The sequence below is a fragment of the Micromonospora sp. H33 genome (genome assembly GCF_052068455.1).
GTDB lineage: Bacteria > Actinomycetota > Actinomycetes > Mycobacteriales > Micromonosporaceae > Micromonospora.
Genome location: NZ_JBQHDE010000006.1, coordinates 173376 through 186591, shown reverse-complemented (window position 1 = coordinate 186591; position 13216 = coordinate 173376). Strand labels below are relative to the sequence as shown.

Below are 13216 nucleotides of genomic sequence, written 5' to 3'. Positions count from 1 at the left end.
ACATGGGTACACGCAGCACGACAGGAGGACGAGATGTCTCTCATGCACCGGATCACCGCGTTCCTGCGCTCGCCCAAGGGGCAGCAGTTGATCGACCGGGGTCGCCGGGAGCTGGCCAAGCCGTCCACTCAGCAGAAGCTGAAGGGCCTCGCCGCCAAGTTCCAGCACCGCCGCTGACCCCCCGACGTCCCACCTCAGGCCACCCCCTCGGGAGACCCTCGTGACCGATGCCGTGCCCACCGACGGCCAGCCCGCCGCCCTCCCGCCGCAGCCGCCCGTGACGGCCCCGACGCCCGTGGCGGCACCGGCGCCGCCCGGTGCTCCGGAGGCGCCGCCCGCCGGGCTCTGGGACCGGATGCGGGAGGATCCGCAGTACGCCCCGGAGCACCTCGCTCTGGAGGCGGTGCGCCGGCTCGGCCCGGAGGCGGCGCAGTGGGCGCAGCGGGCCCGGGCGGAGCAGCCCGGGGTGTCCGCCGAGGTCCTGGCCGAGCAGGCGGTCCGCAAGTTCGTCAACCACGCGCGGCTCTCCGGCGCGGTCTCCGGCGCGGCCGGGCTGCCCGGCGCGGTGATCGACGTGGGTGTCCTGGCCTGGACGCAGGCCCGGATGGTGCTGCACATCGCCGCCGCGTACGGCGTCGACGCCACCCACACCGACCGGGCCACCGACCTGCTGGTGCTGCAGAAGGTGCACAAGGTGGCCCAGAGCGCCCGCCTGGCGCTCGGGGTGGCCGCCGGCCGGGAACGCGCCGGGGCGCTCTTCGGTTCCGGCGGGCAGGCCCCGCTCGGCCGGGTGATGCTCCGGCTCGGCGTCCGGCTGGCCCAGATGGCCGGCGTACGGGCGGCGAAGCGGGTCTTCGCGAAGGTGGTGCCGGGGGCGGCGATCATCCTCGGCACCTGGGCCAACTCGTCGGCCACCAAGGACCTCGCGGCACGGTCCCGCGTCCTGTACCGGCAGTACGGCGGCGGTCTGCCGGAGCAGCGGCAGGGGTGAGCCGGGCCGGTCAGGTCGCCCGCCCCCACGCCCGCCAGGTGACCTCGGCCAGCTTGTCCTGCCCGGCGGCGTTGGGGTGGAACCAGTCCAGCCGGTTCACGAGGTCGAGGGTGAACCGCACCCGGTGGGCGGCGCCGCCGTCGTACCGGCAGCGGGAGCCGTACGCCTTGCACGCGGCGGCGAGCTGGGCGTTGTAGTCGGTGATCCGCTCCCGCACCGTGGCCCGGCGGGCCCGGTCCAGCGGGTCGGTCGAGGTGGGGTTGGCCAGCAGCGCGGGGCAGATCCCCCGGCGCCAGGCCCGTACGGCCCGTTCGTCGGTGTGCCCGACCTCCCACAGCCGGTACAGGTCCGGGAGGCTGACCACCAGCACCCGCGCTTTCGGCCGCTCCGTGCGGAGCACCCGCAGCCCCCGGTCGATCTCGGCACGGAACCGCTTCACCGGCGTCATCGCCTCCACGCCGCCCCGGCAGACGTCGTTGGCGCCGATGAGCACGGTCACCCGGTCCGGCTTGTCCCGGGCCGCCCGCTCGGCCTGCGCCGCCAGCGCCTCGGCCCGGGCGCCCGGCCGGGCGTGGTTGTACGCCCGACCGCGCAGCGCCGGCTCCTGGTCGAGCAGCCGGCGGTAGTGGCTGTCCACCCGCAGGCTGTCGCCTGTCGACCAGGAGTTGCGCGCGCACGAGGTGAGCACCAGGCAGGACCCGAAACCGGTGGAGATCGAGTCGCCGAGGGCGGCGATCCCGCCCGTGCCCGGAGCCGTCGATCCGCGGGTGGGGCGCGGTGCCGCCGCGCCCCCTTCCTCGCAGGCGAGAGCGACCAGCGCGAGCAGGCAGGCGACGGCGGTGACCCAGCGTCGAGGCATGACTTCCCCAGTCGGCCAAACGGAGAGCGACAGCCCGGTAACTCTATGCGCGGGTCGGTGGGGTCATCCGATGGTGTCGGGTATGCGGCACAGCGCTGCCGCCGTCCCGCTCAGCGTGGTATGCGCCAGGGTGCCCGCTGCCCGTGCAGCCACCAGCCGAGCGCCCGGGTGATCCAGGGCAGCACCACGTAGGTCATCAGCGGCGTCAGCGTCAGCGTCATGACCAGTACGCGCACCGCCAGCGGGACGCCCGGGATGAACGAGCTGGTCAGCAGCGTCGCGGTGAGGCTGAGCGGGAAGAACGCCAACCAGATCGTCACGGCCTGCTTCCAACGCGGCGGCGTCGGCGGCGGGACGGTGGGCTCCGCGCTCACCGGCTCGACGACGTGCTCCCGTGGCGGCTCGAACCAGCCCTCGATCCCCGTCCGCCGCTCGACCCGGGTGTGTTCGACGATGCCCTGCGCGGAGGCCAGCCACCAGTGCCGCTGGGGCGACTCCTCCCAGCGGCGCAGGGTCTCGTGGTCGGCGAACCGGTAGAGCATGTGCCACTCGCCGGACCCGGGCGCGCTGCGGACCCACCCGGCGCCGAGGAACCCGGGGAACGCCTCGGCGAGCGCGGCGCCGGCGCGCATCCACGCCACCATCTCGTCCGTGCGGGCGGGGTCGGTGCGCCGCGCGATCGCGACCGTCACCGGCATCGCGTGGGTCATGGTCATGCCCTCCATGCTCCCTGCCGTCGCCCGGATCGGACGGGTCACGAGGGGGTGGTGTAACGCAACCCACGAGGGCCGTGACGGGGCCCACGGGAGCGCCGCGTCCGGCACGGAATACCCCACGGCGGGGACGCCATCCTCCGGACCGTCGCGATCGGGCGCGGGTTAAGCCCGACGTGGGCGGGTAGGTCGGGGTGATGACGAGATCGCAGCCCCGGCGCGCCCGTGGCACGGTCGGCCACGCCTACAGCGCGCTCAATCTCCGCCTCGTCCTCGCCAGCTTCGGCCTGGTCACCATGGCGATCTTCGCCGTGCTGGCGTTCCGGGCCGACGTGGCGTGGCTGGGCGTGCTCTGCACGATCTTCGCGGTGGTCGCCGTGGTCGACCTGGTGATCATCCAGCGCCGCCGTGCCGCGCGCCACCGGGAGGAGCCGGGCGCGCGGCACTCACTGTTCGAGTGACAGGAGTACGAGATGCCCATCGCCACCATCAACCCCGCCACCGGACAGACGCTCAAGACGTACGACGCGATGCCGGCCGAGCAGGTCGACGCCGCGATCGAGCGGGCGGACCTCGCGTACCGGCAGTTGCGCGACACCACCGTCGAGCAGCGCGGCCGGTGGCTCACCGCCGCCGCCGACCTGCTGGAGGCCGAGCGCGACGACACCGCGCGGTTGATGACGACGGAGATGGGCAAGACGTACGCCGCGGCGAAGGCCGAGGTGGCCAAGTGCGCGACCGCCTGCCGCTTCTACGCGGCGAAGGCGGCGGAGTTCCTCGCCGACGAGCCCGCCGACGCGAAGGCCGTCAAGGCCGCGCGGGCGTTCGTCCGCTACCAGCCGATCGGGCCGGTGCTCGCGGTCATGCCGTGGAACTTCCCGCTCTGGCAGGTGATGCGCTTCGCCGCCCCGGCGTTGATGGCCGGCAACACCGGCCTGCTCAAGCACGCCTCGAACGTGCCGCAGACCGCCCTGCTGCTGGAGGACCTGTTCCGCCGCGCCGGGTTCCCCGAGGGGGCGTTCACCACGCTGCTGGTCGGCTCCGACGCGGTCGACATGATCCTCAGCGACCCCCGGGTCCGGGCCGCCACGCTCACCGGCAGCGAACGCGCCGGCCGCTCGATCGCCCAGATCGCGGGCCGGGAGCTGAAGAAGACCGTCCTGGAACTCGGCGGCAGCGACCCGTTCGTGGTGATGCCCTCGGCCGACCTGGACCGGGCCGCCGAGGTGGCCACCACCGCCCGCTGCCAGAACAACGGCCAGTCCTGCATCGCGGCGAAACGGTTCATCGTCCACACCGACGTGTTCGACGCGTTCGCCGAGAAGTTCGCGGCGCGCATGTCCGCGCTGCGGGTGGGCGTCCCGATGGACGACGCCACCGACGTCGGGCCGCTGGCCAGCGAGGGCGGCCGGGACGAGATCGACGCCCAGGTGCGCGACGCCGTCGACAAGGGCGCGACGATCCTCTGCGGCGGCGAGAAGCCGGCGGGGGAGGGCTGGTACTACCCGCCCACCGTGGTCACCGACCTCACGCCGGAGATGCGCATGTGGAGCGAGGAGGTGTTCGGGCCGGTCGCCGGCCTCTTCCGCGCGTCGTCGTACGCGGAGGCGATCGAGGTGGCCAACGGCACCTCGTTCGGCCTCGGCTCCAACGCCTGGACGGGGGACCCGCAGGAGCAGGAGCGCTTCGCGGTCGACCTGGACGCGGGGAACGTCTTCATCAACGGCATGACCACGTCCTTCCCCGACCTGCCGTTCGGCGGTGTGAAGAACTCCGGGTACGGGCGGGAGTTGTCGGCGCTGGGCATGCGCGAGTTCTGCAACATCAAGACGGTCTGGGTCGGCGGCGAGGGCGGGAGCACCGCCTCGGCCGGCGCGCACGCCGAGTGACGTGATTGCAAGGGCCCCTTCTACAACGCCAGGCGTTAAGAAGGGGCCCTTGCTTACCGCTCCGGCGGGGTGGGTACGGAACGACACCATGACGGTGTTCGGGCTCCACGCGTCCCACGAGCAGATCCACCCCCGCGCCCTGCTGGACGCGGTCGTCCACGCCGAGCGCGCCGGGTTCGGCGCCGCCATGTCCTCGGACCACTTCTCCCCGTGGAGCGCCCGCCAGGGCCACTCCGGGTTCGCCTGGTCCTGGCTCGGCGCCGCCCTCCAGGCCACCAACCTGTCCTTCGGCGTGGTCAACGCGCCCGGGCAGCGGTACCACCCGGCGATCGTCGCCCAGGCCATCGGCACCCTGGCCGCGATGTACCCGGGTCGCTTCTGGGCCGCCCTCGGCACCGGTGAGGCGAGCAACGAGCACATCACCGGCGACGGCTGGCCCCGCAAGGACGTCCGAGCCGCGAGGCTGCGCGAGTGCGTGGACGTGATCCGCGCGCTGCTCGCCGGCGAGGAGGTCAGCCACGACGGCCTGGTCCGGGTGGACCGGGCGAGGCTGTGGACCCGGCCGGAGCAGCCGCCGGCACTGATCGGCGCCGCGGTCAGCGTCGAGACCGCGCGCTGGTGCGCGGAGTGGGCCGACGGGCTGATCACCGTCAACGCGCCGGCCGGACACCTGCGGCGGATGATCGACGCGTACCGGGACGCCGGCGGGCGCGGCCCCCTGCACCTCCAGGTGCACGTCAGCTGGGCGCCCGAGCAGGCCGAGGCCGAGGCGATCGCGTACGACCAGTGGCGCAGCAACGTGTTCGCGCCGCCGGTCTGCTGGGACCTGGAGATGGTCGACCACTTCGACGTGGTCTCCGCCGACGTGCCGATGGCGAAGGTGCGCGAGGTCGTCAACGTCTCCGCCGACCTCGGCCGGCACGTCGGGTGGCTGGAGGAGTACGTCGGCCTCGGGTTCGACCAGATCGCCCTGCACCACGTGGGACAGGAGCAGCGGGCGTTCATCGACGCCTTCGGGGCGGAGGTGCTGCCGAAACTGCGTACGGGTTGATCGGGACCGGCGGGGGCCCGCCCCTAGGCTCGTACGCCATGGAGGCTCTCTTCGAGGTCGTCGTCTTCCTCGCGATCGCGACGCTCGGCGCGGCCCTGGCCCGCCGGCTGGGGGTGCTGGCGCCGATCCTGCTGGTGGTGCTCGGCCTCGTGCTCTCCTACCTGCCGGGCTTCCCGGACGTCCGGCTCAACCCGGAGCTGGTGCTGGTGGGCATCCTGCCGCCGCTGCTCTACATCGCCGCGCTGGACACCTCGGTCCCGGCGTTCCGGCTCAACCTGCGGCCGATCCTGCTGCTCGCGGTCGGGCTCGTGGTGTTCACCGCGTTCGCCGTGGGGCTGGTCGTGCACCTGCTGCTGCCCGCGGCGCCGTTCGCGGTGTGCCTGGCGCTCGGCGCGGTGGTGGCGCCGCCGGACGCGGTGGCCGCGACCGCGGTGGCCCGGCGTATCGGCCTGCCCCGCCGGGTGGTGACGATCCTGGAGGGGGAGAGCCTGCTCAACGACGCCACCGCGCTGGTGCTGCTGCGGATCGCCGGAATGGCCACCATCGGCGCGGCGGTCGGGGTGACCGAGGTGACCAAGGAGATCGTCGCCGCCACCGGTGGCGGCCTGCTGATCGGCGCGCTCGGCGCCGTCGTCTTCAGCTTCCTCCACAAGCGCATCTCGGACCCGCTGCTGGACAACGCACTCTCGCTGATCATCCCGTTCGTGGTGGCCTTCGCCGCCGAGGAGATCCACGCCTCCGCCGTGGTCGCGGTGGTGGTGACCGGGCTGGCGCTGGGGCACAAGCTGCCCCGGCTCATGTCCGCGGCGTCCCGGCTCCAGGTGGGCGCGTTCTGGCGGCTGGTGCGGTTCCTGCTGGAGGGGCTGGTCTTCCTGCTGGTCGGGCTGCAACTGCCGGAGGTGCTGCGGGACATCGACCGCCCGCTCGGCTTCGTCGCCGCCGTCACCGCGGCGGTCCTGGTGACGGTCTTCCTCACCCGGTTCCTCTGGGTGTTCCCGGCGGCGTACCTGACGCGCCTGGTGCCCCGGGTGCGTCGCCGCGACCCCGCGTCGCCGGCCCGGGTCCCGATCGTCATCGCCTGGGCCGGCATGCGCGGAGTGGTCACCCTCGCCGCCGCGCTCGCCCTGCCGCTCACCCTCGCCGGCGGGGAGCCCTACCCGCGGGGCCTGTTCATCTGGCTCGCGTTCGCGGTGATCGTGGTGAGCCTGGTCGGGCAGGGCGCCACCCTGCCGGCGGTGGCTCGCCGGCTGAAGCTGACGCCGGACGACCCGGTGCAGGACGCGCTGTCGGCGGCCGGGGTGCAGCAGCAGGCCAGCCGCGCCGCGCGGGAGCGCCTCGACGCGCTCGCCGGCACCGCCCCGCCGGCGGTCGTGGACCGGCTGCGGCGACTGGTCGACCAGCGCACCAACATGGCGTGGGAGCAGTTGGGCGGCGCCACGCGGGAGACGCCGTCGCAGGCGTACGGTCGGCTGCGACAGGAGATGATCGACGCCGAGCGGGAGGTGTTCCGGGCCGCCCGGGACGCCGGTCGGATCCCCGAGGAGGTGCTGGTGCGGGCCTACCGAGACCTGGACCTGGAGGAGTCGTTGCTGCGACGGGAGGTCGTCGAGTGAGCTGTCCCCATCTGACCGAGGCCCGCGACGTACCGCCGGAGACCACGGACACCTGCCCGGACTGCCTGGCGATCGGCAACGACGACTGGGTGCACCTACGCTCCTGCCTGAGCTGCGGGCACGTCGGCTGTTGCGACTCGTCGCCGCAGCGGCACGCCAGCAAGCACTTCGAGGGCACCGGGCACCCGGTGATGCGCTCGGTCGAGCCCGGCGAGTCCTGGCGGTGGTGCTTCGTGGACGAGGAGATCGGCTGACTCAGCCCAGCCGACGGGCCAGCACCTGACCCGGCCAGGGCTCCCGGCCCGGCCGCTGCACGCTGAACTGCTCGGTGCGGGTGAAGCCCTGCCGCTCGTACCAGCGCACCAGCGCGCCGTCGCCCCCGGCGTAGCAGTCGACCCGCAGCAGATCGAGGCGCCGCTCGCGGGCCAGGTCCGCCGCGTGCGCGAGCAGCCGGCCACCGATTCCGTGCCCGGCGTACGCGCGGTCGGTGACCAGCAGGTTCACGTACAGCTCGGGTTCCGTGGCGGGCGGTACGTAGTCGGTGGCCGAGCCGACGACCAGCGCGCCGACGGGTCGCTCGCCGAGCTGCGCCAGCCACAACCCGCCGCCTTTCGTCCACGCGTCGGCCTGGGCGATCCGTCGCGGATCGGCCGACGCGGGCTCGGTGCCCCACTGGCCGGTGCGCCCCTGGGACACCAGCCAGGCGGTCGCGTCGTCGAGCAGCCGCAGCACGGCGGGCGCGTCCGCCGGGCCGCCCGGCCGCAGAAGAAGATCATCGGTCACGGCCCCATCCTGCTACCTGGCCGAGGCGGACGGTCGTGGGAGGGGTCGACGGCCGGATGTCGCCGCGTTGACCGCCGGCCCGGCCCGCGTGGTCGCGGCCGGCGGTCAGCGCCGCCGGGGCCGGCGTCAGCCCGATGCCGGGCTGCGCGACGGCTTCAGGCTGCGCGACGGGCTCGGCTTCGGTGAACCGGTCGGCGTCGTGGTCGGCTTCGGGCCACCGGTCGGGCTCGCGGTGGCGCAGCGCTCCGGATCGCAGGTCGGCCGGGTCGCCGTAGGCGTCGGCCGCGCGGTCGTCGGGGTCGGGTCCGCTTCCGTTCGCTCTGGTCGCGCCGACGCGGTGGGCGACGACGGCGCGTCGTCGTCCGGGAACTTCGGCTCCGTGAAGCGGTACTTGTCCGGGTCGAGCTTCAGCGCCGCCGTCGCCTGTTCCATGAACTGCCGCCAGATCGGCCCGGCGCCGCTGGAGCCGAAGACGTCGTAGCTGCCGTCCTTCGTCCGCAACGGCTTGCCGTCGGTGGTGCCGAGCCAGACCGCCGACGCGAGTGCGCCGGTGTAGCCGACCATCCAGGTGTGCAGGTTCCGGGTGGTGCTCTGGCCGGCCTGCCAGGTGCCGGTCTTGCCGGCGGAGTCCCAGCCGTTGTCCAACTCGGCGGCCTTCACCCGGCGCAGCGTCCAGTTGAGCTGGGCGACCGCCTCCTCGTCGAGGCCGACGTCGGTCTGGGTGAGGCGCTCCTTGAGAACCTCCTCGTCGCCCTTGCTCACCGACCGCACGAAGTGCGCCTCGGCCCGCTTCCCGCCGGCGGCGAAGGTCGCCATCCCGTTGGCGTGGTCCTCGACCGTGATGCCGTACTGGCCGATGCCGACCTCGGTGGAGAACTGCTTCGCCACCTCCTCACTGGACTGGCCGCGCAGGCCGATCCGCTTCGGCTTCGAGTCGCCCTTCGGGTTGGCCCACATCGAGTCGACGCCGGCCCGGGTGGCCATGTCGATCACCTTGGCCGTGCCCAGCTTCTCGGTGAGCTCGAAGTAGGTGACGTTGAGCGAGGCGACGGTCGCCTCCCAGAGCGCGCAGTTCGGTTGGCACGGTGCCCGTTCGGCGTTGCGGATCGGGCCGGCCGCGCTCTCCCTCGTCCGGCCGGAGGCGGGGAACTCCTTGGTGTCGGGGGCGTGGAAGCGCTGCTTGACCGACATCTTGTCCCGCACCGCCGCGGCCAGGTCGTACACCTTGAACGACGACCCCGGCGGGTGCTGGCCGAAGCCGCGGGCAGCGCCCTCCTCGTCGTAGTACCAGCCGGCGTAGTCGGCGCCTGCCCCGTCGTCGCCGCCGTAGTAGCCGAGCACCCGCCCGGTGCCGGGTTCCACCGCCACCAGCGCGGCCTGCCAGTTCTTCGGCTGCCCGCGTACCTGTTCAGGGGCGGTGTCGCGCCGGATGTCGGCGGCGGCCTCGGCGGCGTCCTGGACCCGCTTGTCGACGGTGCTGATGATCTTGTACCCGCCGTTGCGGACGTAGTCGGCAGGCTTGTCCTTGAACGGCTCGGACTGCCGCAGCTCGCTGAGCACATGGTTGACCACCAGGCCGGTCGGCCGGTCGAGCCCGGACTGGTCGCCAGCCCGGTCGATCGGCTTCACCGTGTCGGGGTACGCCAGGTCGGCCGCGTCGTCCGCCGACAGGTACCCCAGCTCCACCATGCCGTCGCGGATGTAGTTCCACCGGTCGATCGAGTTCTGCCGGGCCTTGGGGCCGCGCTGCGGGTCGTAGCCGGGCTGGCCCTCGGGGTCGTCCGGGTTGGCCTCCGGCTGCTTCACCATCGCGCAGAGCACCATCGCCTCCGCCACGGTCAACTGTCTCGCCGCCGGCGCGTCGCGGCGCACCGTCTTGCCGAAGTAGGTCTGCGCGGCCGCCTCGATGCCGTACGCGCCGCGACCGAACGGCACCGTGTTCAGGTAGAAGCCGAGGATCTCCTCCTTGCTGTACGTGTCGTCGAGCTTCCACGCGATGACCGCCTCCCGGGCCTTGCGCGAGTAGGTGACGCCCTTGAGGTCCGCGGCCACCCGGGCGTACTGCTGGGTGATCGTCGACGCGCCCTGGCGTTGCCCGCCGGTGATGTTCGCCCAGGCGGCGCGCAGCACGCCCTTGAAGTCGATGCCCTCGTTGGTCCAGAACGTGCGGTCCTCGGCCGCCACGATCGCCTGCTTCGCGGAGTCGTTCATCTGGTCGAACGGCACGATCGTCCGGTTCTCCGTGCCCAGCTTCGCCATCGGCGTCCGACCGTCTGCGAAGTAGACCGTCGTCGACTCCGGCAGTTTCAGGTCGGTGGGAGTCGGCACGCTGTCGACGTAGTAGGCGCCGCCCAGGAGACCGCTGCCGAGCAGGAGCGCGAGCACGGCCAGGCTGATCGTGACCTTGCGGCGCCGCCGCCGCTTCGGCTCAGCGGGGGCGGCCGTCGGCTCGGGTGTGCCGGCAGCGCCGTCGTCGTAGCGTGGAGAAGTCACCCGCACCCGGTACCCAACGGCTCGCCTGCTGAATCTTGACCGACCTGGTACGCCACGCCGGGCTGTGGCCACGGGAGCGGGGTCGGGCGGATTCCGGCGCCTTTTTCGGGTACGCGCGGCGGGTGGCCGAACTGCTTGAGGACGGAGACATCTACTTCCTGTACCGCCCGCGGGTGGCCGAGGAGCATGTCGACTCCCTGGAGGAGGTGCAGCGGCTACTGGTGATCATGCACCCGTGGCAGGGGCGGCACCTTCGGCTCCTGGTGGTCGGACGCAAGCGTCTGCCCGGCATCGACGCGCACGACCGGTTCTGGGCGTTCGTCGACGAGGTGGTGGACCGGCCCGAGCAGCTGCACGAGACGCTGCGGGCGCGGGAGTACCGGACGAAGACCCGCGGCGAACGGGAGCAGCCGCCGGCGCGGCCCGCGGCGGAGGGCGCGTACGTCATCGCGCGGCACGACGACCACACCCACCTGGCGTACGAGCTGGAACTGCCGTTGCGTCCCGGCCCGGCACAGCACGGACTCAGCATCGAGTCGGAGGCGAGCTACATCGTCACGGTGAAGAACCCGCAGGCGCCGTCGCCGCCCGGGGTGGGCCTGGGTGGCGACCGGAAGGTCAAGCTGCCCGCCGCGCTGCAACGGCGGTTCCACGGCCGCCGGTTCGCCCCGGTCGACCCGCCCGGCTTCCTCGACCACCCGGGGACCGAGATCGTGCTGATCGGCGCGGCCCACGACGCCTCGGAGGAGCTGCAGATCGACCTGGACGCGGAGGTCGAGCGGGCAGAACGGAGCACGATCTTCGGGGATCTGCGGATCGGGCGCCGGGAGCGTCCGGTCGCGCCGCTCTTCGTCGGCGAATGGGCGTGAGGCTGCCGAGCCGGTCACACGCCCGTCTCCGGTCGCCGACCGCTCTTCCGGCACCGGCCCGGTCGGCCACGACGTCAGGCCCGGCGCTGCCGGTCAGCCCTCCCGATAGGCGGGCAGCCCGAGCGCGGCACGGACCCGGCCCGCCTCCTCGGCGCCGCTGTGCGCCGCCGCCGTACGGATTTCCCGCATCAGCGCGTCGGCGTCCGCCGCCTCGCCGGCCCGCCGCCAGTGCCGTAGCGCGATGTCGTTCTCCGCCAACAGCGCCGCCAGTGGTGCACGGACCTTCGCCGGCCAGACGACCTCGCGCAGCTCGGCCGCGTGGGCCGCGTTCGTCCGGGCGACCTCGGCGGCCAGCGTCCGGACCGTCCGCCACGGCTTCCCGGAGTTGACCGCATCCTCCAGTTCCTCCAGAGCCCTGTTGTACGGCGTGACGATCTCCAGGTAGCGGCTCTTGGCCTCGGCCGGGGTCAGCGCGGTCGGGGCGGCCGGCGTGGTCGGCGCTGCGGTCTGCCACGCCGGCGCCGCAGCCGGCGGCCGGCCCGGTTCGCCTCCGCCGCAGCCAGCGAGCAGCACGGTAAGGGCGAGGACGGCTCTCCAGCGAGGCATGGGACTCCCATTGGTCGAGCGGTGAGACAACCGGATCCTAGGGGTCCAGACGCCGCGCCGGAGGGTAGCCGCTGGGGGAGGGGCGCCGCGGTCAGGGCGCCGCGGGGCCGGGCGTCGAGGGCGCGGGACGGGTGGAGAGAGCGCGCCGGGTCAGCGCCGGCACGGCGAGACCGGTGACCGCGAACAGCACGCCCAGGGCCAGCCAGCCGCCCGTGCCGCCGCCGAGCACCACGACCGTCAGCAGCGCCGGACCGATCGCGCGGGCCAAGCCGGCGAGCAGGCCGTCCACGCCCTGATAGGTCCCGACCGCGTCCGGCGCCGCGAGATCGTAGGCGAGCCCGGCACCGGCCGTGCCGTGCCACAGGTCCCCGATCGTGTACGCGACGGTCGTGAGCAGCAGCAGCCCCACCGCCAGCGGGACGGGCAGGCTGGCCGTCGCGGCGTACAACGGCATGGTCGCCGCGAGCACGAGCCCGGCGCGGCGCATTGTGGCCGCCGCCGAACCGGTACGGCTTGCGCCCCGGCTGAGCCGTACCGCCAGCAGTACGGTCAGCACGGTGTTGACCAGCAGCACCGCCGACACCGTGACCGGCGGTGCGTCGGTGTGCCCGACCAGCCACAGCGGCAGCACCAGGGTGAGGACCACCCAGTGCAGGGACAACACCGCCGACGCGCCGCTCACCGCGAGGAAGGGCAGGTCGCGCAGCGGACGTCCCGGCCGTCGTGGCCCGGTCACCCGCGTCGGCGGGTACGCCGGCAGCCGCATGAGCAGGGCTGCGGAGAGCAGGTACGTGACCGCGTCGCCGACCACCAGCAGGTCGTACGCCGCACGGGTGTCCGCCGCGAGCGCGAACCCGGCCACGGCGGCGCCGACGGCGATCCCCACGTTCGCCACCGCGCGCAGCGTGGCGAAGGCGTGCACCCGCCCGGCCGGCCCAGCCACGGCTGCGATCAGGGCGGCGCGGACGGCCAGGTTGCCGGAGACCAGGAGCGCGTCCAGCACGGCCACCACGAGGAAGAGCGTGACGGAGTCGACCAGCAGGTACGCCCCGGCGACCCCGGCCTGCAGCACCTGGAGCGCGGCGCGCAGCGTACGCGGGTCCCGCCGGTCGGCGAGGCCACCGAGCGGCACACTGGCGGCGAGCCCCACCAGCCCGGCGATGGTGAGCCCGACCCCGACGGTCGACGGGCTCAGCCCGACCACCCGGGTCAGGTAGAGCGCCGAGCCGGCCACCCAGAGCCCGGTGCCGACCGTGTTGGCGAGCGTGGCCGCCGACAGCGTGCGCAGCTCGCCCGGCGGCGGCACCGGAAGCACCGTCGACCACCGGCTGCTCAGCGCCGGACGACCC

The 13216-nt window shown here is 73.5% G+C and carries 14 protein-coding genes; 8 read left to right on the top strand and 6 right to left on the bottom strand.

Annotated features, from left to right (window positions below; all coding sequences use genetic code 11):
- The first annotated feature begins 33 nt into the window (after positions 1 to 33).
- Both ACTMS0_RS16630 and ACTMS0_RS16625 read left to right on the top strand, forming a co-directional pair.
- Positions 34 to 177, top strand: coding sequence for a hypothetical protein (locus tag ACTMS0_RS16630; RefSeq protein WP_441156097.1), 144 nt, complete (start codon positions 34 to 36; stop codon positions 175 to 177).
- A gap of 43 nt (positions 178 to 220) precedes the next feature.
- Positions 221 to 991 carry an EcsC family protein gene (locus tag ACTMS0_RS16625; RefSeq protein ID WP_441156096.1) on the top strand — a complete coding sequence of 257 codons (771 nt, stop codon included), beginning with the start codon at positions 221 to 223 and terminating at the stop codon, positions 989 to 991.
- 10 nt (positions 992 to 1001) lie between these two features.
- Here the strand turns inward: ACTMS0_RS16625 and ACTMS0_RS16620 are convergent, their stop codons facing one another.
- Together ACTMS0_RS16620 and ACTMS0_RS16615 are read right to left on the bottom strand one after the other, a co-directional pair.
- Positions 1002 to 1850: a GDSL-type esterase/lipase family protein gene (locus tag ACTMS0_RS16620; protein WP_441156095.1), complete on the bottom strand. Its 849-nt coding sequence runs from the start codon at positions 1848 to 1850 to the stop codon at positions 1002 to 1004.
- A gap of 110 nt (positions 1851 to 1960) precedes the next feature.
- Entirely contained in the window at positions 1961 to 2566 is a 606-nt protein-coding gene (locus tag ACTMS0_RS16615) for an antibiotic biosynthesis monooxygenase (RefSeq protein WP_441156094.1), read from the bottom strand.
- A 194-nt stretch (positions 2567 to 2760) separates the two neighbouring features.
- Here ACTMS0_RS16615 and ACTMS0_RS16610 point away from each other — a divergent pair, with 194 nt between their 5' ends.
- The 5 genes from ACTMS0_RS16610 to ACTMS0_RS16590 all read left to right on the top strand — a co-directional run bounded on the left by ACTMS0_RS16610 (position 2761) and on the right by ACTMS0_RS16590 (position 7370).
- A complete protein-coding gene (locus tag ACTMS0_RS16610; protein WP_441156093.1) occupies positions 2761 to 3024 on the top strand; it encodes a DUF6343 family protein in 264 nt (87 codons plus the stop codon).
- A gap of 12 nt (positions 3025 to 3036) precedes the next feature.
- Positions 3037 to 4452, top strand: a complete 1416-nt coding sequence (locus ACTMS0_RS16605) for an NADP-dependent succinic semialdehyde dehydrogenase (protein WP_441156092.1) — start codon at positions 3037 to 3039, stop codon at positions 4450 to 4452.
- An 88-nt stretch (positions 4453 to 4540) separates the two neighbouring features.
- A complete protein-coding gene (locus ACTMS0_RS16600) occupies positions 4541 to 5503 on the top strand; it encodes a TIGR03885 family FMN-dependent LLM class oxidoreductase (RefSeq protein ID WP_441156091.1) in 963 nt (320 codons plus the stop codon).
- A 38-nt stretch (positions 5504 to 5541) separates the two neighbouring features.
- Entirely contained in the window at positions 5542 to 7116 is a 1575-nt protein-coding gene (locus ACTMS0_RS16595; RefSeq protein WP_441156090.1) for a Na+/H+ antiporter, read from the top strand.
- Positions 7113 to 7370, top strand: coding sequence for a UBP-type zinc finger domain-containing protein (locus tag ACTMS0_RS16590; protein ID WP_441156089.1), 258 nt, complete (start codon positions 7113 to 7115; stop codon positions 7368 to 7370). The genes ACTMS0_RS16595 and ACTMS0_RS16590 overlap by 4 nt, the downstream gene beginning before the upstream one ends.
- A 1-nt stretch (position 7371) precedes the next feature.
- On the opposite strand, the gene ACTMS0_RS16585 is transcribed toward ACTMS0_RS16590, so the two are convergent.
- Together ACTMS0_RS16585 and ACTMS0_RS16580 are read right to left on the bottom strand one after the other, a co-directional pair.
- Positions 7372 to 7899 carry an N-acetyltransferase family protein gene (locus ACTMS0_RS16585; RefSeq protein ID WP_441156088.1) on the bottom strand — a complete coding sequence of 176 codons (528 nt, stop codon included), beginning with the start codon at positions 7897 to 7899 and terminating at the stop codon, positions 7372 to 7374.
- 126 nt (positions 7900 to 8025) lie between these two features.
- The gene (locus ACTMS0_RS16580) at positions 8026 to 10392 is read right to left on the bottom strand and encodes a transglycosylase domain-containing protein (protein ID WP_441156087.1); all 2367 of its coding nucleotides are present in this window, start codon (positions 10390 to 10392) and stop codon (positions 8026 to 8028) included.
- 122 nt (positions 10393 to 10514) lie between these two features.
- Between ACTMS0_RS16580 and ACTMS0_RS16575 the strand changes: the two genes are divergently transcribed.
- Positions 10515 to 11261, top strand: coding sequence for a hypothetical protein (locus ACTMS0_RS16575; protein WP_441156086.1), 747 nt, complete (start codon positions 10515 to 10517; stop codon positions 11259 to 11261).
- 93 nt (positions 11262 to 11354) lie between these two features.
- Here ACTMS0_RS16575 and ACTMS0_RS16570 read toward each other — a convergent pair whose 3' ends face one another.
- Together ACTMS0_RS16570 and ACTMS0_RS16565 are read right to left on the bottom strand one after the other, a co-directional pair.
- Positions 11355 to 11867 carry a hypothetical protein gene (locus tag ACTMS0_RS16570; protein ID WP_441156085.1) on the bottom strand — a complete coding sequence of 171 codons (513 nt, stop codon included), beginning with the start codon at positions 11865 to 11867 and terminating at the stop codon, positions 11355 to 11357.
- A 91-nt stretch (positions 11868 to 11958) separates the two neighbouring features.
- Complete coding sequence (locus tag ACTMS0_RS16565; protein ID WP_441156084.1) at positions 11959 to 13182, bottom strand: MFS transporter; 1224 nt, start codon at positions 13180 to 13182, stop codon at positions 11959 to 11961.
- Positions 13183 to 13216 lie beyond the last annotated feature (34 nt).

Excerpts from the sequence above, each read along its gene's own strand:
- ACTMS0_RS16630 (WP_441156097.1), top strand. The coding sequence starts at position 34 with ATGTCTCTCATGCACCGGATCACCGCGTTCCTGCGCTCGCCCAAGGGG.
- ACTMS0_RS16620 (WP_441156095.1), bottom strand. The coding sequence starts at position 1,850 with ATGCCTCGACGCTGGGTCACCGCCGTCGCCTGCCTGCTCGCGCTGGTC.
- ACTMS0_RS16615 (WP_441156094.1), bottom strand. The coding sequence starts at position 2,566 with ATGACCATGACCCACGCGATGCCGGTGACGGTCGCGATCGCGCGGCGC.
- ACTMS0_RS16610 (WP_441156093.1), top strand. The coding sequence starts at position 2,761 with ATGACGAGATCGCAGCCCCGGCGCGCCCGTGGCACGGTCGGCCACGCC.
- ACTMS0_RS16605 (WP_441156092.1), top strand. The coding sequence starts at position 3,037 with ATGCCCATCGCCACCATCAACCCCGCCACCGGACAGACGCTCAAGACG.
- ACTMS0_RS16600 (WP_441156091.1), top strand. The coding sequence starts at position 4,541 with ATGACGGTGTTCGGGCTCCACGCGTCCCACGAGCAGATCCACCCCCGC.
- ACTMS0_RS16595 (WP_441156090.1), top strand. The coding sequence starts at position 5,542 with ATGGAGGCTCTCTTCGAGGTCGTCGTCTTCCTCGCGATCGCGACGCTC.
- ACTMS0_RS16570 (WP_441156085.1), bottom strand. The coding sequence starts at position 11,867 with ATGCCTCGCTGGAGAGCCGTCCTCGCCCTTACCGTGCTGCTCGCTGGC.